This is a genomic window from Bradyrhizobium sp. CCBAU 21365 (genome assembly GCF_015291305.1).
In the GTDB taxonomy this organism is placed as follows: domain Bacteria; phylum Pseudomonadota; class Alphaproteobacteria; order Rhizobiales; family Xanthobacteraceae; genus Bradyrhizobium; species Bradyrhizobium elkanii.
Genome location: NZ_CP030036.1, coordinates 8,769,549 through 8,789,441, shown reverse-complemented (window position 1 = coordinate 8,789,441; position 19,893 = coordinate 8,769,549). Strand labels below are relative to the sequence as shown.

Annotated in this window: 19 protein-coding genes and 1 pseudogene; 13 read left to right on the top strand and 7 right to left on the bottom strand. The window is 62.2% G+C overall.

Annotated features, from left to right (window positions below; all coding sequences use genetic code 11):
- The first annotated feature begins 147 nt into the window (after window positions 1–147).
- A complete protein-coding gene (locus XI02_RS41555; RefSeq protein WP_172646591.1) occupies window positions 148–1,071 on the top strand; it encodes a ring-cleaving dioxygenase in 924 nt (307 codons plus the stop codon).
- Here the strand turns inward: XI02_RS41555 and XI02_RS41550 are convergent.
- Window positions 1,005–1,994, bottom strand: coding sequence for a LysR family transcriptional regulator (locus XI02_RS41550; RefSeq protein WP_172646592.1), 990 nt, complete (start codon window positions 1,992–1,994; stop codon window positions 1,005–1,007). The two genes, XI02_RS41555 and XI02_RS41550, sit on opposite strands and share 67 nt — an antisense overlap.
- Window positions 1,995–2,256: 262 nt before the next feature.
- Here XI02_RS41550 and XI02_RS41545 point away from each other — a divergent pair, with 262 nt between their 5' ends.
- Window positions 2,257–3,183, top strand: coding sequence for a helix-turn-helix domain-containing protein (locus XI02_RS41545; RefSeq protein WP_172646593.1), 927 nt, complete (start codon window positions 2,257–2,259; stop codon window positions 3,181–3,183).
- Between the two features lie 20 nt (window positions 3,184–3,203).
- Here XI02_RS41545 and XI02_RS41540 read toward each other — a convergent pair whose 3' ends face one another.
- Both XI02_RS41540 and XI02_RS41535 read right to left on the bottom strand, forming a co-directional pair.
- The gene (locus tag XI02_RS41540; protein ID WP_172646594.1) at window positions 3,204–3,836 is read right to left on the bottom strand and encodes a hydrolase; all 633 of its coding nucleotides are present in this window, start codon (window positions 3,834–3,836) and stop codon (window positions 3,204–3,206) included.
- Between the two features lie 13 nt (window positions 3,837–3,849).
- Window positions 3,850–4,791 carry an alpha/beta fold hydrolase gene (locus XI02_RS41535; protein ID WP_246783602.1) on the bottom strand — a complete coding sequence of 314 codons (942 nt, stop codon included), beginning with the start codon at window positions 4,789–4,791 and terminating at the stop codon, window positions 3,850–3,852.
- Window positions 4,792–4,980: 189 nt separating this feature from the next.
- Between XI02_RS41535 and XI02_RS41530 the strand changes: the two genes are divergently transcribed.
- From XI02_RS41530 to XI02_RS41495, 8 genes and pseudogenes are all read left to right on the top strand, one after another.
- A complete protein-coding gene (locus XI02_RS41530) occupies window positions 4,981–5,631 on the top strand; it encodes a hydrolase (protein WP_172646595.1) in 651 nt (216 codons plus the stop codon).
- Between the two features lie 26 nt (window positions 5,632–5,657).
- The gene (locus tag XI02_RS41525) at window positions 5,658–5,948 is read left to right on the top strand and encodes a XapX domain-containing protein (protein WP_172646596.1); all 291 of its coding nucleotides are present in this window, start codon (window positions 5,658–5,660) and stop codon (window positions 5,946–5,948) included.
- The gene (locus tag XI02_RS41520) at window positions 5,945–7,828 is read left to right on the top strand and encodes an amidohydrolase (protein ID WP_172646597.1); all 1,884 of its coding nucleotides are present in this window, start codon (window positions 5,945–5,947) and stop codon (window positions 7,826–7,828) included. Before XI02_RS41525 ends, XI02_RS41520 begins: the two co-directional genes overlap by 4 nt.
- Before the next feature lies 1 nt (window position 7,829).
- Window positions 7,830–8,285, top strand: coding sequence for a DoxX family protein (locus XI02_RS41515; RefSeq protein ID WP_172646598.1), 456 nt, complete (start codon window positions 7,830–7,832; stop codon window positions 8,283–8,285).
- Window positions 8,282–9,214, top strand: a complete 933-nt coding sequence (locus tag XI02_RS41510; protein ID WP_172646599.1) for a glyoxalase — start codon at window positions 8,282–8,284, stop codon at window positions 9,212–9,214. Before XI02_RS41515 ends, XI02_RS41510 begins: the two co-directional genes overlap by 4 nt.
- A 15-nt stretch (window positions 9,215–9,229) precedes the next feature.
- A complete protein-coding gene (locus XI02_RS41505; RefSeq protein WP_172646600.1) occupies window positions 9,230–10,651 on the top strand; it encodes an alginate export family protein in 1,422 nt (473 codons plus the stop codon).
- Window position 10,652: 1 nt separating this feature from the next.
- Window positions 10,653–11,333 (top strand): YoaK family protein, encoded by a 681-nt coding sequence (locus XI02_RS41500; protein WP_172646601.1) that lies wholly within the window; start codon window positions 10,653–10,655, stop codon window positions 11,331–11,333.
- Between the two features lie 27 nt (window positions 11,334–11,360).
- A pseudogene (locus tag XI02_RS41495) lies at window positions 11,361–11,627 on the top strand (Dps family protein); the annotation flags it as partial.
- An 83-nt stretch (window positions 11,628–11,710) separates the two neighbouring features.
- On the opposite strand, the gene XI02_RS41490 reads toward XI02_RS41495, so the two are convergent.
- On the bottom strand, window positions 11,711–12,346 hold the full coding sequence (locus tag XI02_RS41490) for an alpha/beta hydrolase (RefSeq protein ID WP_172646603.1): 636 nt from the start codon (window positions 12,344–12,346) through the stop codon (window positions 11,711–11,713).
- Window positions 12,343–13,281 (bottom strand): ring-cleaving dioxygenase, encoded by a 939-nt coding sequence (locus tag XI02_RS41485; protein WP_172646604.1) that lies wholly within the window; start codon window positions 13,279–13,281, stop codon window positions 12,343–12,345. The genes XI02_RS41490 and XI02_RS41485 overlap by 4 nt, the downstream gene beginning before the upstream one ends.
- 125 nt (window positions 13,282–13,406) lie before the next feature.
- Here XI02_RS41485 and XI02_RS41480 point away from each other — a divergent pair, with 125 nt between their 5' ends.
- Both XI02_RS41480 and XI02_RS41475 read left to right on the top strand, forming a co-directional pair.
- A complete protein-coding gene (locus XI02_RS41480; RefSeq protein WP_172646605.1) occupies window positions 13,407–14,312 on the top strand; it encodes a LysR family transcriptional regulator in 906 nt (301 codons plus the stop codon).
- Between the two features lies 1 nt (window position 14,313).
- Window positions 14,314–15,576: an adenylate/guanylate cyclase domain-containing protein gene (locus tag XI02_RS41475; protein ID WP_172646606.1), complete on the top strand. Its 1,263-nt coding sequence runs from the start codon at window positions 14,314–14,316 to the stop codon at window positions 15,574–15,576.
- Window positions 15,577–15,615: 39 nt separating this feature from the next.
- On the opposite strand, the gene XI02_RS41470 is transcribed toward XI02_RS41475, so the two are convergent.
- Both XI02_RS41470 and XI02_RS41465 read right to left on the bottom strand, forming a co-directional pair.
- Window positions 15,616–16,740, bottom strand: coding sequence for an alkene reductase (locus XI02_RS41470; RefSeq protein WP_172646607.1), 1,125 nt, complete (start codon window positions 16,738–16,740; stop codon window positions 15,616–15,618).
- 213 nt (window positions 16,741–16,953) lie between these two features.
- Window positions 16,954–18,162, bottom strand: a complete 1,209-nt coding sequence (locus XI02_RS41465; RefSeq protein WP_172646608.1) for an MFS transporter — start codon at window positions 18,160–18,162, stop codon at window positions 16,954–16,956.
- Window positions 18,163–18,554: 392 nt separating this feature from the next.
- Between XI02_RS41465 and XI02_RS41460 the strand changes: the two genes are divergently transcribed.
- On the top strand, window positions 18,555–19,859 hold the full coding sequence (locus XI02_RS41460) for a cytochrome c (RefSeq protein ID WP_172646609.1): 1,305 nt from the start codon (window positions 18,555–18,557) through the stop codon (window positions 19,857–19,859).
- Window positions 19,860–19,893 lie beyond the last annotated feature (34 nt).

The window sequence follows — 19,893 nt, the reverse complement described above, 5'->3', positions numbered from 1 at the left end:
GATATCGGGAGAAAGTCCAAGACGCGTGGCGATGTTAGGCGTTGTCTGTTCGAAACGACGAGTGACCGGAGGGAGAACGAGGACCCGTGGGGTGGATATGGTAGCCCAGACGGGAGGCCTCGGGACCGAGGATTAGGCAGCAACTGCGTGAACGCACGGGGACTTCATCACGTCACAGCAATCATCGGCGACGTACAGCGCGCCGCGGACTTCTACGCGGGTGTGCTGGGGCTCAAGCGGATCAAAAAGACCGTCTGCTATGACGACCCCGGCAGTTACCATGTGTACTATGGCGACGACGTCGGCAATCCGGGCTCCGTGATAAGCACGCTCGCCTGGAATTGCGTGACGCCGGGGATGACCGGCGTCGGCGAGGTCGTGCAGACCGCCTTCCGGGTTGCCCCGGATTCACTCGATATGTGGGTGAATCGGCTCAATTCCTCGGGAATCCCCAATCGATTGGAATTGTCGCCCTTCGGAGAGCGCATGCTCTGCTTTGCCGATCCAGATGGCACCGTGCTTTCGCTGGTTGAGACGTGGGAGAAGCAACCCGCCAGCACCGGCCAGAACTCCACGGCTGATCGTGCGCTACGCGGTCTACATGGTGTTACGCTGAACGTCCGCGAGGAGGATGAGACCATCGACATCCTTCAGAAGGTTTTCGATTTCCAACTGGTCTCTCAGAGAAACGGGGCCATGCGCTTCGTGGCTCATGACGGCCCGGGCGGAACGATCACCTTGCGCATGATCGGAAAGTCTTCGCGGGGGCGCCTCGGCGGTGGCACCATCCGGCACGTCGCCTTTCGGTCCAGGAATTTCGACGATCGTTCGGCGATGGTCGAGAAACTTCAATCGGCGTACGGCATCGTGGTGAGCGATCCCATCGAGCGAACTTACCTGAATGCGGTAGGCTTTCGCGCGCCTTGTGGGGTGCTTTTCGAGATCGCGACCGACGGCCCGGGATTCGCAGTCGACGAGGCGCCGGAGCGGCTGGGCCAACAACTTCAGCTTCCGACCTTTCTCGAAGAACGTCGTGCCGAACTGGCGGCGATCCTGCCACCGCTCGCTTGAACTGACTGCCGATCATCGTGGATCCGGCATTCCATGAAATCGGTTAGTCGTGGGCACATGAATTCGAGAAATGCTCTCACGCGGAACGGCAGCCGGGGTCCACCATGATAGAGCGCGTGTATTTGTTCTTCATCACCCGCCGTGCCCTCGAGCACTTCGACCAGGCGGCCAGCCGAAATATCGTCACGAACGTGATAGTCGGCGAGCCTCGCCAGGCCGATGCCCGCGATTGCCATTCGTCGCAGGCTCTGAGCGTTATTCGCAAGTAGCGAGCCGCTGATCGCCCGATCGACGATTCGTCCGCTCTCCTTCAAAGGCCAAACTGGAGCAGAGCGCCGGAAATTGAATCCCAGGCAGTTGTGACGTGAGAGATCTTCGACTCTCTCGGGCCTGCCCAGGCGATCTATGTAGTCTGGAGACGCGACGATTCTTCTCTTGACGACCCCGATGCGTCGGGCAACCATCGCGGAGGCCTGCAAGGGGCCGACCCGGAAGGCGACATCGGTCCGGTCGAGATACATATCGACGATTTCGTCGGAAAGTGAGATGTCGACCACGATCGCGGGGTGAGCTTTCCAAAAGGCGGGGAGCAGGGGCTCTAGGCCAAGAACGCCGAAGGCAACCGTGGTATTGACCCGGACCGTTCCGCCCGCCGCCGCTGCGCCGCGCGAAATGTCGCGTTCAATGCTATCGAGCTCGGCCAGCAGTGCAACGCTCTTATCCTGATAGATCCGTCCCTCGGACGTGAGCGACAGCCGCCGCGTCGAACGCTCGAACAGTCTGACGCCCAGCCTGGCTTCAATCCTTCCGATGAGCTTGCTGACGGTGGACGGCGTCATCAACAGTCGACGCGCTGCCTCCGAATAACTCCCGGCTTCCGCCACCCGAAGGAAAACCTGCATTTCGCCTACGCGATTGTCCATCGTGTGCCCGTCTATGAAACCGTTTCACAGATAAATTGGACTCTGAGCGGATTATCAAGTCCTCCTAATGTCACCTATCGTGTGTCATCGTTTCCTTTTGCAATCCGGCTTTTCGAAGCTGCCAGTGGCTGTCCGATCGATGACTTGAACGAAAACGACTATCGCACTATGAGAAAAACTGGTGCGGTGGACGTGATCGGCGCCTGGTCCTTCGGATTGACTGTGGTGGCATATCCAACGGTGGATAGCTTTGAATACCCCGATGACGGAACTGTCTGATAGTGCGGCAGGCGGCTTCTATGGTCGTCGCCTGAGCCAGCACCTGGGAATGGAAGGCGACTGCCTTCTACGGATCAACCGCGAAGGACGGTTGGCACTCGCGATGACCCGGCTGACCTGCTCCCGGTTCGTTCGGGAGCGGACCGCGGCCATTCCTTCCGAGCCGGCCTTCAGTATCCTGCATCAGCTCGGCGACCTCGAACGGCATTCCTGTTGGCTCGCGGGACGGCCGAAGTATTCGGGAGCTTTCGGTGCGGGGACCGTCAGCGTGACCAATCTGATGGACAACCCCCAGTGCGAGTTCAAGGGGCCGTTCGATGCTGTCCAATACTACGTGCCGCGGACTGCTCTGGACGAGTTCGCGCGCGAGCACGGGGCCAAGCCAATCTCGACGCTCAAATGGAGCAGGGATCAGCGTGATCCCTTCCTGTCGACCCTGTCCAGCGTTCTGCTCAGCGCGGTGGAGCAGGATCCGACGACCAATCAACTCTTCATCGACCAGATCGGCTTGAGCCTGCTCGCCCATTTCGCGCAGACCTATGGCGGCATGCGCCCGAGCGATGGAGTTTCAGGCGGAGGCCTTGCCCCGTGGCAGGAGCGCCGCGCCAAGGAGATCATGCGGACGCGGCTTGCCAGCAATCTGACGATCGCTGATGTTGCCGCGGAGTGCAAATTGACGCCCAGCCACTTCGCAAGATCGTTCCGCCGCAGCACCGGGGTCGCTCCACACGAATTCCTCTCGCAGCTTCGGATCGATGAGGCCAAGCGTCTCATGCTGACCACGAAGCTACCGCTGGCTGACATCGCGCTCATCTGCGGCTTTGGCGACCAGAGCTACTTCACCAGGGTGTTCTCCCGCAATGTCGGAGCGAGCCCCGGAGCCTGGCGAAGGGCCCGCTCCGAAGGCTGACACGCGAGCGTGGTTGTGTCTCAAGCCGGTCGGATCATGTCGCGGGCGTAAGCCAGGCCGATCCCGTATCCCCCTGCATGAGACTCTATTATGGCGCGTGCGCCGTCGTAGGTTTCATGCCTTGTCCAATCGCGCTGCATCTCGAGCAGGACTTGGATCCAGGACGTCGGGTGGGTGCCGGCGGCCTGCATCCGGCCGAGGGCCAACTCGTGGCTAGCGGTCGTGAGCCCTCCGCAGGCATCGCCGACCACGTACACTTCCAGACCGGCTGAGAGTGCCGAAAGCACTGCGAACGTTACGCATGCCTCGGTAAGCAGGCCTGAGACGATCAAACGGCTCCGACCGGTAGCGAGGACGGCCTCACGCGCCTTGTCGTCCTCCCACACATTCATGCTGCGCCGGTCGATCGGCTCGATGCCGGGCAGCGCGGACTTAACGGCCGGCATCAGCGGCCCGCTGTACACCTTTGTCGCCGAGGTCGAGGCGACGACTGGCAGCCCGAACACCGTCGCGGTCTTGGCGAGCGCGACGACGTTGTTGATGAGAACCTGCCGGTCGATCGAACCCACGCCGAACGCCAGGCCGGCCTGTTGGTCGACCAAAAGCAGGGCGCAGTCCTTGGGCTCGAGCAGATGAAGAGGATTCGCGGCCATCGACTTTCCCCTGCTAGGCTTTCAGGAACGCGAGGAGGTCCGCATTGACCTGATCGGCATGTGTCGTCGCCGTCGCGTGCGGAGCGCCCGGATAGGTCTTCAGTTTGGCCCCCTTGATCATCTCGGCTGCCAGCTTGCCTGTATAAGGGAGCGGCACGACCTGGTCGTCCTCGCCATGGATCACCAGAGTGGGCACGTTGATCTTGGCCATGTCAGGCCGGAAGTCGGTTTCCGAGAACGCGGTCACGCAATCGATTGTCGCCTTGACCGACGCCTGAAGGGCGATCTGAAGCGTCTGCTTGAATATGCCTTGCGACACCTTCATTCCGTGGTTCGTGCCGTAGAAGAGCGGGCTAAAGTCATCCAGGAACTGCGGCCGGTCCTTGATCAGGCCGGCCTTGATGCCGTCGAACACCGACTTGTCGACGCCGTCGTGGTCCGAAGTCTTGACGAACAGCGGGGTCACGGCGCTGAGCAGGACAAATTTCGACACCCGCGACGTTCCGTGGCGCGCCACGTAGCGGGCGATGTCTCCGCCTCCCATGGAGAATCCAACGAGCGTCACATCCTTCAGGTCGAGATGATTGACGAGGTCGGCGATGTCGTCGGCGAAGGTGTCGTAGTCATAGCCGGTCCAGGGCTGGCTCGACCGGCCGAAGCCCCTGCGGTCGAACGCAACGGTTCGGTAACCGTGCTCGGCGAAGAAAAGCATCTGCGCGTCCCACATGTCCGCGCTGAGCGGCCAGCCATGGCTGAACAGGATCGGCTGTCCGCTTCCCCAATCCTTGTAATAAAGCTCGGTACCGTCCCGCAATCTGATAAGGGGCATCGTTCGCTCCTGTGACGAGGTTATGAGGACCGGGACGTCATCTGGCACGATCGCCCGGCCCTCCTGCGCGCAAGGTCGCGGATGGAGCGCGGATTGGCTTGGATGATCTGCGCGCCCTTTGGACATGCTGGCGGTCTCAGGCCAAGGCCGCCGACGGGCGGTCGGCAATCTGTCGCAGCTGGACGAGTCATCGGGCCGGAGTCCAAGCCGCGACGAAATCGTCCAAGCGTTGGCCGGCGTTCAGGGGTCACGATGCAGCCGCTTGCACCGTCCCTTTCGCTCGATCGCCGATGCCGATCGCAGGAGAACTTCTCGATGTCGAAACTCGATATGCTCACCCCCGACAACAGCGCGATCGCTCTGATCGACTATCAGCCGGCGATGTTCCAGGGCGTTCAATCGCACGACCGCTTGGTCACGGTTAATAACGTTCAGATCCTCGCAAAGGCCGCCAAACTTTTCAAAATCCCGACCGTACTGACGACGGTGGCGAGGGATTCGTTCTCGGGCCCCTTCATGCCGGAGGTCACCTCGCTGTTTCCGAAACACGACGTCATCGACCGCACGTCGATGAACTCCTGGCTCGACGCAAACTTCCGAAAGGCGGTGGCTGCCACTGGTCGCAAGAAATTCGTACTGGCCGGTCTCTGGACCGAGGCCTGCGTGATCTTTCCGACGTTGGACATGCTCAAGGAAGGCTACGAGGTTTACATTGCTGCCGATGCTTGCGGCGACCTCTCGCTCGAAGCTCATAACCGCGCAATGGAGCGCGCCATCCAGGCGGGCGCTGTTCCCATAACCTCTTCGCAGTACGCCTACGAGCTTCAGCAGGATTGGGCGCGCAGCGAAACCTACGAAGGAATGATGGACATCCAGCGCGCACATTCGCCCTACGGAATTCAGATCCGGTTCTCCAAGTGGGCGCTAGGGGAGCACGCCTCCGAAGGCGGCACGAAAGCCGGCTAGACCTCCTCAAATAGCGGATAGCCGAGATGAAAATCTATGCGTTGTCGCTCGGCGCCGGCCTTTTGGTCGGCGTCATCTACAGCCTGCTCAATGTGCGTTCGCCGGCGCCCCCGCTGGTTGCCCTGGTCGGGCTTCTCGGCATTCTCGCCGGCGAACAGATCGTTCCCGTTGCTCGCCAGTTGCTGGCCGGGCACGGGCTCGCATCCGCGTGGCAGCAGGCAAAGTGCGCTCCGCACATGTTCGGGATGCTGCCCGGCCGTCAAACCGACCAATCGCGAGACGCTGCCTCGGTGGGCGGCCTGGAGAAGCACTCATGAGTTCAACACCTGATATCATCCTGCACCGCGGTTTGTTCACGACGCTCGATCGGTCAAACCCCACGGCTTCGGCAGTCGCGATCGCCGACGGCCGCTTCGTCGCGGTCGGCCACGATCATGACGTGATGAAGCTGGCGGGGCCGTCCACGAAAATCGTTGATCTCAAGGGGCGACGCGTGTTGCCCGGCTTGATCGACAATCATCTGCACATCATTCGCGGCGGTCTGAACTTCAACATGGAGCTCCGGTGGGACGGGGTGCGCTCGCTGGCCGACGCGATGGACATGTTGAAGCGACAGGTCGCCGTCACGCCGCCGCCGCAGTGGGTGAGGGTGGTCGGCGGTTTCACCGAACACCAGTTCGCAGAGAAGCGGCTTCCGACGATCGACGAGCTTAACGCCGTCGCGCCCGACACGCCGGTCTTCCTGCTGCATCTCTACGACCGCGCCATCTTGAACGGCGCGGCGCTGCGTGCCGTTGGCTATGAGAAGGATACGCCTGAACCGCCAGGCGGCGAGATCGTGCGCGATGTGAAGGGCAACCCGACGGGGTTGCTGCTGGCCAAGCCCAATGCCAACATCCTGTACGCGACGCTCGCCAAAGGACCCAAGCTGCCATTCGACTATCAGGTCAACTCGACTCGTCACTTCATGCGGGAATTGAACCGGTTGGGCGTGACCGGGGCGATCGATGCTGGCGGCGGATTCCAGAATTACCCAGAGGACTACGCTGTCATCCAGAAGCTGAGCGACGAGGGTCTTTTGACGATCCGGCTCGCGTACAATCTCTTCACCCAAAAGCCGAAAGGCGAGAAGGAGGACTTCCTCAACTGGACGAAGACCTCGAAGTACAAGCAGGGCGACGACTATTTCCGGCACAACGGTGCCGGCGAGATGCTGGTGTTCTCGGCGGCGGATTTCGAGGATTTCCGCGTCGCGCGTCCGGACATGCCTTCGGAAATGGAGAGTGAGCTCGAGGAAGTCGTTCGGGTTCTGGTCCAGAATAAGTGGCCGTGGCGGCTCCACGCGACCTACGACGAAACGATCTCGCGGGCGCTCGACGTCTTCGAGCGGGTGGACCAGGACATGCCTTTGGAAGGACTGCACTGGTTCTTCGATCATGCCGAGACGATCTCGGATCAGTCGATCGACCGCATCGCGGCGCTCGGTGGCGGCATCGCCGTACAGCATCGCATGGCTTACCAGGGCGAATACTTCGTCGAACGATACGGGGCGGGCGCAGCCGAGGCGACGCCGCCGGTCAAGAAGATCATCGACAAGGGCGTGAAAGTATCTGCCGGCACCGATGCCACCCGCGTGGCGTCCTATAACCCTTGGGTCTCGCTGTCGTGGCTGGTTACCGGTCGCACCGTCGGTGGGCTGCGGATCACGCCGCAACGCAACTGCCTGGATCGGGAGACGGCGCTGCGAATGTGGACCGAGAACGTGACGTGGTTCTCCAACGAAGAGGGCAATAAGGGTCGCATCCAAGTGGGGCAGCTCGCAGACCTCATTGTTCCAGACCGCGACTACTTCTCCTGCAGTGAAGCAGAGATCGCCGACACAACTTCCATCCTGACTATAGTCGGCGGCAGGATTGTATTCGGTGCGGGCGATTTCTCTAAGTTAGAGGCGGTTACGCCGCCGCCGGCTATGCCGGATTGGTCGCCCGTCCGCCGGTTCGGCGGCTATGCGGCTTGGGCGGACGACAACGGGAAGAAGGAAAGTGCCCTCGCCATGAAGGCGATGCAGATGTGTGGTTGCGCAAACTCCTGCGGCGTGCATGGACATGATCACGCCTCGGCCTGGTCGAGCCGCCTTCCGGTCTCCGACCTAAGGAGCTTTTGGGGCGCGCTCGGGTGCGCGTGTTGGGCGGTCTGATATGACGCCGAATTGGGTATCCACGATTCTGCGATGGCCACCGCTGTGGCATGCGGCGAGGCTGGCGCTGGTCTCAGCCTACGTGCTCGGCGGCTTTACCAAGCTGCTTGACTTCGCGGGTGCGGCGGCCGAGCAGGAACATTTCGGCCTGTATCCAGGCCCGTTGTGGGCTGCAGCGGCCATTGTGGTCGAACTTGGTGGCTCACTGCTTGTCATCGTCAATCGCTTCGTGTGGTTCGGAGCAGGCGGGCTCGGTGTGCTGACGTTCGTCGCGATGCTCACCGCCAACGCCTTCTGGACAATGGGTGGCCATGAGAGATTCGTGGCCACGAATGCCTTCTTTGAACATCTCGGCTTGATTGCAGGCCTCATCATCGTGTCAATCGCTGCCGGCCAGGCTTCTTCCGGCTCGAGCCGAGCTGCGCGATCTCACGCCTTCCAAGGAGTTTCTCAATGAAATCGACAAGGATATTCGCTCTGCTGGCGCTTGCCGCGGCTGTCGCGGCGATTACGCCGGTCACCGCAAAGGACGCAACGAAGTCCAAGGAGGCGGGGGTTGCTGTAGCGCCCCAGTACGATACGACGCACGTCTACGTGGCGCCTGAGGACGTGGACAAGTTCGTGTCGAGTTTCCTGGCGACTTTCGGCGGCAAGAGCACCAAGCAGGTGGTGGCGACAGTTACACCGACGCCGAGCAGCACCACGTCGCAATTGCTGCAAACGCCCGTGGGCACGGTCTCATTGTTCGGCTTCAAGACGCCGATTCCGTATCCGTTCGGCGCGGAACGGAACGGCTATCTCGTCAGCGACATGGACGAGGCAATCAAGGCGGCGCGCGCAGCGGGCGCCGACGTAATCGTTTCCACTTTCCCCGATCCGATCGGGCGCGATGCCGTGATTCAATGGCCTGGCGGTGTCAACCTGCAAATCTACTGGCACACGACGAAGCCCAATTACGCCGCGTTCGAGCGGATTCCGGAGAACCGCGTGTACGTCTCACCCGATCGGGTGGCTGCGTTCACCAAGAGCTTCGTTGCATTTTCCCGTGGCAGGATCGTCTCCGACGATGCAAAAGCGCCGGGCGCCGAGATCGGCAGGTCGGACGCCACCTACAGGCGCATCAGGATCGAGTCGGCCTTCGGGAAGATGGTCGTGCTGGTCACGGATGGTCATCTGCCCTATCCCTACGGTCGGGAGACGACGGGCTATGAAGTGACCGACCTCGCTGCCACGCTCGCAAAGGCGAAGGAGGCCGGTGCAACCGTACTCGTCGAACCCCACACGTCGGACGGCCGCTCGGCGGCGTTCGTCGTCTTCCCGGGCGGCTACGTCGCCGAGATCCACTCGCTCACGCAGAAGAGCGCCGCGCGGGCCGACGGCAAATAAGGGTGATGGCCGTCGATGTCGGATTGGACCGGTCAGCGCAGCTTCTGGATCGTCGTCATGCTTGCGACCGTCGTCGCCGGTGTCGACCACGCGCGAGCGGACGACGGTGATGCCACGCTTCCGAAGCGGCCCGCGATTCAGGCGAATCGCTGGGCGGAAGACTGGTCGGTTCTCGCCGATCCGAGACTGCGCACAGAACCGTTCGACGACCTCAAATACATTCCGCTTTGGGCCACCGACCCGAAGAGCTACATCTCATTGGGCGCCACGTTGCGCGAGCGTTTCGAAAGCAACAACGCGGCGGGCTTCGGCACCGGCAACACGCCGTCGGATAGCTACTTCCTGCAACGGCTGCAGGTTCATGCCGATATCCACTTCAATGAAAACTGGCGAGCGTTTGTTCAGTTGGAGGATGACCGAGCGTTCCATAAGTTCAACGTCACATCAGTCGATCAGGACAGGCTCGACCTTCGCCTTGCATTCATCGAGTACGTCGACAAGTTTGGCGACGGGACTCTCAAGGCTCGGGTGGGCCGGCAGGACTTCGCGTTCGATCTGCAGCGTTTCGTGTCATCGCGAGATGGACCGAACGTTCGGCAGTCTTTCGACGCGCTTTGGGCCGATTGGGAGACTGGCCTTTGGCGTTTCATCGGTTTCGTCAGCCATCCGGTGCAGTATTTCGATGGGCGTCCGTTCGACGATACGTCGAACGACAATTTCCGATTCAGCACGCTCAGGGTCGAGCGCAAAGTGCTCGGCGACGACGAGCTATCCGGTTACTATTCGCTCTACGAACGAAGCAACGCCAAGTACCTCGACGCTTTCGGCGAGGAGCACCGGCACGTCTTCGATGCACGGTTCGCGGGCAAGGCTCAACAGTTCGATTGGGACCTGGAGGCCATGGGCCAGGTGGGCCAGGTGGGCACCAAGGACATTCGTGCCTGGGCCGTCGGCGCGCGAACGGGCTACACGCTGGCAAGCGTGCCATGGCAGCCTCGCCTGGGACTCCAGTTCGACGCCGCCTCCGGAGACCATCATCCCGCGGACGGAACGCTGGGCACGTTCAACCCGCTCTTCCCGAACGGCTACTACTTCACGCTCGCCGGTTACACGGGTTACGTGAACCTGGTGCATCTCAAACCTTCCATCACCATCAGCCCGGCGGACCGGCTGAAGGTGATGGGAGCGATCGGGTTGCAGTGGCGCGAAACGACGGCCGACGCGATCTACGTCCAGCCCAACGTGCCGATAGCGGGCACCGCCGGCAAGGGCAGCAATTGGACGGGAGCTTACGGGCAGCTTCGCGTCGACTACGCCTTCAACGATCATCTTACGGGCGCCATCGAGGCCGTGCATTTCGACGTCGGCGACACGATCATCCGCGCCGGCGGACACACTAGCAACTATCTGGGTGTCCAGATTCAGTATGGTTGGTAACATGCCGCGCAATATACTCCTGCTTCCGCTCCTCATGAGCCTGAATGCGGGTTTCGTCGATACCGCCGGCTTCCTTGCGCTCCAGGGACTGTTCACCGCGCACGTCACCGGAAATTTCGTCACGTTCGGCGCGGCCATGGTGCTCGGCACGTCCGGCGCCCTCGCGAAACTGCTGGCGCTGCCGGTCTTCTGCCTGGTCGTGATCGGCACTCGGGTCTTCAGCTTCTTTCTGCCTGCGATCGGATTGCCGATCTTCCGCTCGATGCTCGCCCTCAAGGTGATGCTGCTGGCAATTGGCGCGGTCTGCGCCGTCCGCTTCGGACCGTTCGTGCAAGGTGATAGCTGGCAGGCGATCACCACCGGCATGATCCTGGTGGCCGCGATGGCCATTCAGAACGCCGCGCATCGCATCCACATGGGGACGGAACCCCCGAGCACTCTCATGACAGGTACCACCACCCAAATCATGATCGACGTCGCCGACTTCATACGGGGCGCGCCGGTCTCGGTATTGTCGGTGGCCATACCGCGTATCGGTAAGATGGCCGCGAGCGTGACGGCATTTGCGCTGGGTTGCGCGGCCGGAGCAGTTCTCTATGCGAAGCTCGGGACGTGGTGTTTTGTGATCCCTCCGTTGATCGCGGCGCCAGCCGTGTTCCTGGCCGCCGCTGAGCCAAAGTGATGGCACGGGGCGACAAAGGGGCATGACAAGCTCGGCGGCACGACCTTGCGATCGATCGGGCATATCCACCGAATTCAACGGATTCTCGACAACGACGCGCCCTACGTGACTCCCGAGGACATGCTTGCCGAGTTGCTCGACGACAACAAGCGGATGACGACGCTGCTGCGCGAGGCCCACGCGGTCTGCGAGGAGCACAACGACGTGGCGTCGACGAGCCTTATTGAGAATTGGATCGACGAGGCCGAGCGAAGAACCTGGTTTCTCTATGAATGCACGCGAGGGAAGGATTAGCCGAACTAACTAAACCAAGCCCGGTCGGCGGGCCGCCGGACGAGCTGTCCGAACGGCACGTCGACCGGGTCTGAGATCGATCGTCAGGAGACCGTTGCTTGGTGCTTCGCTTCGGCTACCCACGCGCGGGCGAAGGTGATGTCGGCCTGCGAGAGCTGATGGCCCGCCGGGAGGAGTCGATGGTCAACCTTTGCTCCCGCCGTCGACAGCATGGCGGCCAGCGCATCCGCATTGTCAGCAGGAACGATTGGGTCTTGCCGTCCGGACAGGATCAAGACCGGCTTCCCGTCGAGATCCGCGGCAGGAGGGTCCGTCAGCGGGACCATGGCGCGCAGCAGGATCGCTCCGGACAGCACCCGGGGCCTCATCAGGAGAAGCGCGGCGGCGATGTTGGCGCCGTTCGAGTAGCCCACGGCGAGCGGCGATCCGATGCCATACCGGTAGCGAGCGTCTTGGACGAACTCCCCAAGTTCAAGCGCGCGATGGCGGACGTCTTCCTCGTCGAAGACGCCTTCCGCGAGGCGGCGAAAGAAACGTGGCATCCCGTTCTCGAGAACGCGGCCGCGAGGCGACAGGAGCGGGGAGCCCGGCGAGATCATGGCACCGAGCTGCAGCAGATCGTTCTCGTCGCCGCCCGTGCCGTGAAGGAGCAGCAAGGGCGGCACGCCCGTCCGGCCGCCAGGTTCGAAGCGATACGTGAATGGAGGCCTTGCGGTCATGACGCGGCTCCCTGAAGCACGGGCAGAACGCCCTCGATTTCCTTGCGGTGCGGCTCGAGGAAGCTCGGCAGTTTCAGGTCGCGGCCGAGCGTTTCGACCGGTTCGTCCACTGCAAATCCCGGAATGTCCGTCGCGATCTCGAACAGCACGCCGCCCGGCTCCCGGAAGTAGATCGATCGGAAGTAGTTGCGATCCTTCTGTTCGGTGGGATGCAGTCCATGATTGCTGACGAGCTTCTCGGCCATGTCTCCCTGTTCGGCGTCGTCCTTGGCACGGAATGCGATGTGGTGCACCGAGCCGCGGCCCTGCCTGCCGCGCAGAAAACCCTTCGCCTCATAGACGTCGACCACGTTTCCCTGCGCGTCGCCGGGCGCCTTGAACCGGATTACGGAGCCCTCCCGCGCGGTCTCACGGAAGCCGAACACGTCGGTAAGGACCTTGGCGGTCCTGGTCGCGTCGTCAAGCAGGAGAGTGACGCCTTGGAAGCCGCGGATTGCATGCTCCGCCGGTACGTCGCCGTTGCTCCATGCCGGTTCGTTCTCTGCGCCCGGGATACCGACAAGGGCAAGCGCCATGCCGTCCGGATCAGAGAAGGCGAGCACGGACTCGCCAAAGCGCTTTTCGAGCGCCTCGAACTTGATGCCCTTTTCCAGGAAGCGCTGTGTCCAGTAACCGAGCGAGCCCTGCGGGACACGGAAAGTGGTTTGATGGGTTTCGCCGACACCGCGGCGTCCCTCCGGAGCCCCTTCCCAGGGGAAGAAGGTGAGGATCGTGCCTGGCCGGCCGGCCTCGTCTCCGTAATAGAAATGGTAGGTCGCGGGATCGTCGAAATTGACCGTCTTCTTGACGAAACGCAGGCCGAGGTCCCGCGTGTAGAAGCCGAAATTCCTCTGCGGGTCGCCTGCAATGGCGGTGACGTGATGAATGCCTGACATCTTGCCCTCTGGGTTTCGAAAGAGCCGCCTGGCTCTGCGTCGACATATCGGATGGCTTTGAATAGAGAACAATCCGTGCTCTTGTGGCGTCTCTGTCTACAATTTGGCGACAATTGGGGTCTGACATGGACAAGTTGACCTGCCTGAAGGCCTTCGCGAAGGTGGTGGAAACCGGGAGTTTTTCCGAGGCGGGCCGCCAGTTGCGCCTGTCCAGGTCCGCCGTCAGCAAATACGTCGCGGAACTGGAAGAGAGTCTTGGCGTGCAGCTTCTGAACCGCACGACCCGACACGCGAGTCCGAACGAGAACGGTCAGCTCTATTTCGAGCGGGCGCTGGTGATCCTCTCTGAGCTCGATGCCGCCGACCAGGCGGTTGCGCATTTGCAGTCGACGCCGCGCGGCCTCCTGCGCATCAATGCACCGATGTCATTCGGCACGATCAGACTGGGGCCGGCGATCGCCGACTTCATGACCAAATATCCAGAGATGCAGCTTCAGCTTGTGCTGAGCGACGACCTCGTCGATCCGGTTCAGGATGGATTCGATGTGACGCTCAGGATTGCCGAGCTCGAATCGTCGAGTTTGATCGCGCGGAAGATCACGCCGATGCCGAGAGTGATCTGCGCTTCGCCGGACTATCTCAAGCGGCACGGTACGCCTCATCACCCGCAGGACCTTCGCAATCACGTCTCGCTGACCTACGGCTTCTTGCTTACTGGCAATCAGTGGAAGCTGTCTGGCGCGGATGGGAAGCACTGGATCCAACCCGCCTGGTCCCTATGCGTCAACAACGCGGAGGTGCTGCGCGACGTCGCCGTCAAGGGAAGGGGCGTAGCGTTGATACCCGAGTTCATCGCCCGAGAGGCGCTGCAGAAGGGACGATTGAAGGCGATCTTGAAAGACTTTTGGGCGCCGCCGCTCACATTGTATGCGGTCTATCCGCCGACCAGACACCTGTCAGTGAAGGTGCGGCTCTTCATCGATTTTCTCGTCGAACGTTTCGGGCGTGAAGTAGATACGCGAGTGAACTGAAATGGCCGAGACTTCCGATCCATCGCCTCGATCTTATCCCCCGTCGGTCTCGTTCGTGCGAAGAGCCGGCCCGATCGCGGTCGCCGCCGGCAGCGCGGACCTCGCCGAGATCGAAAACTGGCTGCTGGAAGAGGCCTCCGCCGAGCGGCAGATGATCGATCTCCTGGTCAAGCTGATCCGTCGGATGACGGCCGCCGGCTCTTCGGTCGATCGACTGACCCTGCACATCGGCACGCTCCATCCCCAGCTTGTGGGCTTTGCGTGGGTCTGGAACGCCGACGATGGCTTCTGCGACGAGGTGCGGGTCGCTGACGCGGCGGTCGATTCCGATGCCTACAAGCTCAATCCGCTGCAGCGCATCGTGGAGACCGGCGAGACGATCCGGCGAACGCCGAATGAGCCGTCGGCGCAGTCAGAATTTCCCATCATGATCGAACTCGCGGCCGCCGGCATGACCGATTACGTGGCGATTCCCTTATCCGGTCTGGATACACGTAACGTGATCACCATCGCGACGAAAGCGGCCGGCGGCTTCGCCGAAGCGGAGATTGATGACCTGACCCGCCTCTTCAAACTATTCGCCTTGCACGTGCAGCGGCACAGCGAGTTGAAGATCTCCGAAAACGCGCTCGGCGCCTACCTTGGTTACGGCGCCGCCGCTAAGGTGCTCGAAGGCGCGATCAAACGCGGCGCAGGAGACTCGATCCGCGCTGTGATTTGGGTCTCGGATCTCCGAAACTTCACGAAAATGTCGGACGTACTGGCCGCGGCCGACATGCTGGTGCTGCTCAACGCCTACTTCGAGGCGATGGTGAGCGCCGTGGCCGCTCACGGCGGCGAAATTCTCAAATTCATCGGCGACGGAATGCTCGCTGTCTTTCCGGTGACGGTCGGAGCCGCCGAAGCGTCGCGCGCGGCCGTCTCGGCGGCGAGGGAGGCGATTGCCAGACTCGAAGCCGCCAATCGGAACATCCGGGTCGCATCCGACGCCGAAGGCCGCGCCTTGCTGCGGGCAGGCATCGTTCTTCACGAAGGCGAGGTCTTTTTCGGCAATATCGGCGCTCCGGACCGCCTCGACTTCACGGTCATCGGCGCAGCCGTCAATGAGGCCTGCCGCGTGGAAGCGCTCACCAAGATCATAGGCCGGGACTTGCTCATGACGGAAGCCGTCGCCCGACACCTCTCTCACGATGTCGAGCATCTGGGTGAGCACCAGTTGCGCGGCGTCTCCGCCCGGATGTCCGTGTACGGAATGGCGGGCTGACGGATGCGCTGGCCTACCAGTTCCGCGGTTCGGCCAGCACTAAGCTCGCTCAGCGGCCTCTCTGCTGCCAGTGTCGAGCGTCGGATAGTCGAGATATCCGGAATCCGAACCGCCATATATCCCGAACGGCTGCGCTGAGCTGTAGGGGCCGCCAACTCGAATTCGCGCCGGAAGGTCCGGATTGGCGAGAAAGAGACGGCCGAAAGCGACCGCGTCCGCCTCGCCGGAATCGACGATCCGCGCGGCTTGCTCGGGGGTGATGCCCGCATTGACGATAAGGGGCCCGCGATAGAGTCCACGGAATATCGGCAGCATCCTTTCGTAGTCGGGCGCTCCGGTCCAGGCGTTGGTGTCGGCAAGATGCAGATATGCAAGTCCGGCAGTCCCCAACCAATGTGCGAGTTGCCCATAGGTATCCTCCGGTTTCGGGTCCCGAACGCTGTTGTAGTCGGCGAAAGGCGATAGCCGCAGTCCTATCCGTGAACGCGGCACGACATCGGAAATCGCCGCGACGATTTCCAGAAGCAACCTGGATCGTCGTTCGGCGCTCCCGCCATAGTCGTCGGTTCGCAGGTTAATCGTCGGGGACAGAAACTGGTGGATCAGATAACCATTGGCGCCGTGGATCTCGACTCCGTCGAAGCCTGCGCGCACGGCGTTGGCGGCCGCAAGTCGGAATTCGCTCACGACGCCCTGGATCTCCGCAGAGGTCATTGCGCGCGACGACGTAGCGGCGATCCGCACGTATGCGTCGTTGGCGAGGAGCGCCCACACCTGCAGCCGATCCAGATCGTCGTTCACGCCCGACGGAGATAGCGGCTGTCTGTCGGACAGCAGGCCACGCGCGCTCGCCCGCCCGGCGTGCCAGAGCTGCGCGACGACGCGCCCTCCTTCTTCGTGGATTCGATCGACGATCGCTTTCCATCCTTCGGTCTGTTCCTCCGTCCAGAGACCGGGCGTCCGGTCGAAGGCGCGGGACAGCGGTCCCACGTTCACGCCTTCGGTCACGATAAGGCCGGCGCTCGCCCGCGCTGCGTAATACTCCGACGCGGTGGGATTGATGACGCCGCGCTCGTCGGCGCGCGAGCGCGTCATCGGGGCCATTACTATTCTGTTCGCAAGATCGAGATCGCCCAAAGCCGTCGGATGAAAGAGACTCGCCATGTTCAACACTCCTTAGAAGTTCGCGTCGTTCGCCGAGACAAATCGAGCTACTCGGTACTTCTCTCGCCCGAGCAGCGATTTCCCAGCGCGAGACCGCATTGGTAGAGAGCGTTCCCGTATTCGAGCTGCAGCCGCTCGGTGGACGAGAGCGCGACGTTGACGTTCGCGCGCGCCGATGCGCATGTCTCGAGACCTCCCAATGTAGCCGTGCCGTCAGTGACGCGACGCCTTGCCGATCCGTGAGGAAAGCGTCGGTGCCTGCAGGAGCAGACCCGCCATCGCCAGCGCGGCCCCATAACCGCAGACGCCAAGCCAGGACAGATGCGCGTAGGCCCAACTCGCCCCGAGGGATCCGAGCGAACCGCCGACGAACATCGCCGTCATGAACACGGTATTCAGCCTGCTTCGCGCCTCTGGGCGAAGCGCGAAGATCAGGTGTTGATTCGAAACGAGCGCAGCGTTCACGCCCACATCGAGCAACACCACCCCGACGACCAGTCCGGCGACGGCGTTCCAGCCCGCGAAGGCGATCCAAGAGGAAAGGGATATGGCGGCAGCGACCGCAATAACCAGATGAGGCCCCCGCTTGTCGGCTAGTCGACCAGCGAGAGGCGCGGCCAAGATGCCCGACGCGCCGATGACACCGAACAGGCCGGCGATCTCCGGTCCGAGTCCGAATGCGGGTTCCTGAAGGTGGAAAGACAGGACGGTCCAGAACGCAATGAAGGAGGCGAACAGCATCGCTTGCGTCGCGGCGGCCAGTCGAAGCGCCGGCTCCTCGACGAGCAGGTGGACGAGCGAGCGCAGCGCGCTCAGGTATCCGATTTTCTGCGTCGCATGATGCCTTGGCAGGATCGAACGAACCAGCGCGGCGGCGCCGAGCGCTAACGGCACGCCCAGCCAGAACATCTCGCGCCATCCGAAGTGCGACCCGACGAAACCGGCTATCGTGCGGCTGAGGAGAATGCCACCCAGGATTCCGCTGACCACCGTTCCAACGGCGGCGCCTCTGGTCCGGTCGTCGGCCAGCATCGCGGCAAACGGGACGATCTGTTGGGCCACGGTGGCTGTTACGCCCAGCATGAGCGACGCCGCGATCAATGCGAGCGTGGACGGGGCGACCGCGGCGAATGCGAGAGCCGCTGCCAGAACGACGAACTGCGCGGCGATGAGGCGCCGCCTTTCGACAAGGTCCCCCAAGGGCACCAGGAACAGGAGTCCGACGGCGTAGCCGAATTGCGTGGCCGTTGGGATGAGACCGATTGCCGAGGAGTTCGGGTAGCTCGCCTCGATCAGGCCAAGCAGTGGCTGGTTGTAGTAGATGTTTGCGACCGCGATCCCAGCGCAAGCCGCCATGGCAAACGTGCGGGCGCGGGTGAGTTCGGGGACCTGGTGGTCCGTCGCAATTGTTGACGTCGACATGGCGGCAAATCCTCGTTTCGTCGGCACGCGGTTCCGGTTCGACGCGCCGGGCTCTTGACCTCAAGCAGGATCGACAGTTAATTATCAATCGATAAATAGCAAGGTGTCGTCAAAAAAGGGATGGCTCCTATGTGCGTGTGCTTCGTCGGCGCGCGACCGCAACGATGTTGGCGATCGCCGCGATGACATCTTGTCCGCACGTTCGCTTTTTCGGACGTGAGAGTCTTGATCGATCCTTACGTTGCGGATGAACGGACGTCTTGGATTTCATACGCACGCTTTGGATTGGTTCGTCGAACTGTGATCGGGGGGTTGTGCAAGTCGCGCATGAAACTGAAAAGAAGACGCCCGGACCCGCCTGATATGGCGTTCACATCCAAGAGGGGAGGGCGATGAAACTCAGGTTCGTTCTGCTCGCACTGCTAGCCATCGGGACGTTCGGTGGGATGGCTGCACTTTTGTATGCTTGGGAATCACCGATTCCTGCGATCGATCCGAGGTCGCTCGGCGCACCGGATCGTGCCGTGCTGCGCCGTGGAGCGAGCCTTGCCTTCCTTGGCGACTGCGCCACATGCCATACCGCGCCCGACGGACTCCCATATGCTGGAGGGCTTGCGATGCCAACGCCCTTCGGAACGATCTACTCCACGAACATCACGCCAGATCCGGAGACGGGCATCGGGCGATGGCCGGAGCAGGCGTTCATTCGCGCTCTGCGGTCCGGCGTCGATCGCGACGGACGCCACCTCTATCCAGCTTTTCCGTACGACCATTTCACGCGTGTGTCGGACGACGACGCGAAGGCGTTGTACGCCTTCTTCATGTCGATCGATCCGGTCAGGTCATCGGCGCCACCTAACGAACTTCCGTTTCCGCTCAACGTCCGTCTGACTCTGGCCGGCTGGAAGATTCTCTTCCTCCGCCAGGTGCGTTTCGCTGCCGACCCGTCGAAGGACGAGAAATGGAACAGGGGAAAGTATCTGGTTGACGGACTGGGGCATTGCGGTGCCTGCCATTCCCCTCGAAATCTTCTCGGCGCGGAAAGGACGTCGGCTGGTTTTGCAGGAGGCGAGGCCGAAGGTTGGCGCGCCTATGCGCTCGGGCGAGGCTCACTATCGCCAGTCGCATGGGACGAAGCCGCCCTCGCGGACTATCTTGCGCGCGGCTCGCATCCCCTGCATGGGACCGCTCAGGGGCCCATGGCGAACGTGGTCGACAATTTGTCCCAGGTCGATCCCGCGGACATCGGTGCAATAGCCCACTATCTCGCCTCTCTCGGCAAAGGAGAGGGGCGGAATGATGCGGAGCGGGCAGCTTCGGGTCCGGGGCGCCTGCCGCAAGCCGCCGGCGCTCAGGCAGCGACGCCCGCCATCCCGTCCGAGCCGGGCGGTGCGATCTACGCCACCATCTGTGCGTCGTGCCACGATGGCGGCAGACCCTTGCCGCTCGGCGGCTCGAGACTCGATCTCTCCACCGCGGTCGCGGACGAGACGCCCGCTAACCTGATCCATCTGGTGGTGCGGGGGATACCGGCGGCTGCCGGCGCTCCCGCGCATCCCATCATGCCCGGTTTCGGCGATGTCCTTGACGACCGGCAGATATCCGATCTCGTCAACTACTTGCGCACCCGGCTTGCCGGAAGGCCGCAATGGAATGGGTTGGCCAAAGCGGTTGCGGAAGCAAGAGGCGGCCGGTGAGTTGGACCGAACAAGGATACAGGAGGCTCGGCGA

Coding starts and splice junctions, on each gene's coding strand:
- XI02_RS41520 (WP_172646597.1), top strand. CDS start 5,945: ATGAGTTCAACACCTGATATCATCCTGCACCGCGGTTTGTTCACGACG.
- XI02_RS41470 (WP_172646607.1), bottom strand. CDS start 16,740: ATGGCGAGTCTCTTTCATCCGACGGCTTTGGGCGATCTCGATCTTGCG.
- XI02_RS41485 (WP_172646604.1), bottom strand. CDS start 13,281: ATGTCAGGCATTCATCACGTCACCGCCATTGCAGGCGACCCGCAGAGG.
- XI02_RS41545 (WP_172646593.1), top strand. CDS start 2,257: ATGACGGAACTGTCTGATAGTGCGGCAGGCGGCTTCTATGGTCGTCGC.
- XI02_RS41500 (WP_172646601.1), top strand. CDS start 10,653: ATGCCGCGCAATATACTCCTGCTTCCGCTCCTCATGAGCCTGAATGCG.
- XI02_RS41505 (WP_172646600.1), top strand. CDS start 9,230: ATGTCGGATTGGACCGGTCAGCGCAGCTTCTGGATCGTCGTCATGCTT.
- XI02_RS41540 (WP_172646594.1), bottom strand. CDS start 3,836: ATGGCCGCGAATCCTCTTCATCTGCTCGAGCCCAAGGACTGCGCCCTG.
- XI02_RS41550 (WP_172646592.1), bottom strand. CDS start 1,994: ATGGACAATCGCGTAGGCGAAATGCAGGTTTTCCTTCGGGTGGCGGAA.
- XI02_RS41510 (WP_172646599.1), top strand. CDS start 8,282: ATGAAATCGACAAGGATATTCGCTCTGCTGGCGCTTGCCGCGGCTGTC.
- XI02_RS41515 (WP_172646598.1), top strand. CDS start 7,830: ATGACGCCGAATTGGGTATCCACGATTCTGCGATGGCCACCGCTGTGG.
- XI02_RS41525 (WP_172646596.1), top strand. CDS start 5,658: ATGAAAATCTATGCGTTGTCGCTCGGCGCCGGCCTTTTGGTCGGCGTC.
- XI02_RS41535 (WP_246783602.1), bottom strand. CDS start 4,791: ATGTCCAAAGGGCGCGCAGATCATCCAAGCCAATCCGCGCTCCATCCG.
- XI02_RS41460 (WP_172646609.1), top strand. CDS start 18,555: ATGAAACTCAGGTTCGTTCTGCTCGCACTGCTAGCCATCGGGACGTTC.
- XI02_RS41490 (WP_172646603.1), bottom strand. CDS start 12,346: ATGACCGCAAGGCCTCCATTCACGTATCGCTTCGAACCTGGCGGCCGG.
- XI02_RS41530 (WP_172646595.1), top strand. CDS start 4,981: ATGTCGAAACTCGATATGCTCACCCCCGACAACAGCGCGATCGCTCTG.
- XI02_RS41465 (WP_172646608.1), bottom strand. CDS start 18,162: ATGTCGACGTCAACAATTGCGACGGACCACCAGGTCCCCGAACTCACC.
- XI02_RS41480 (WP_172646605.1), top strand. CDS start 13,407: ATGGACAAGTTGACCTGCCTGAAGGCCTTCGCGAAGGTGGTGGAAACC.
- XI02_RS41475 (WP_172646606.1), top strand. CDS start 14,314: ATGGCCGAGACTTCCGATCCATCGCCTCGATCTTATCCCCCGTCGGTC.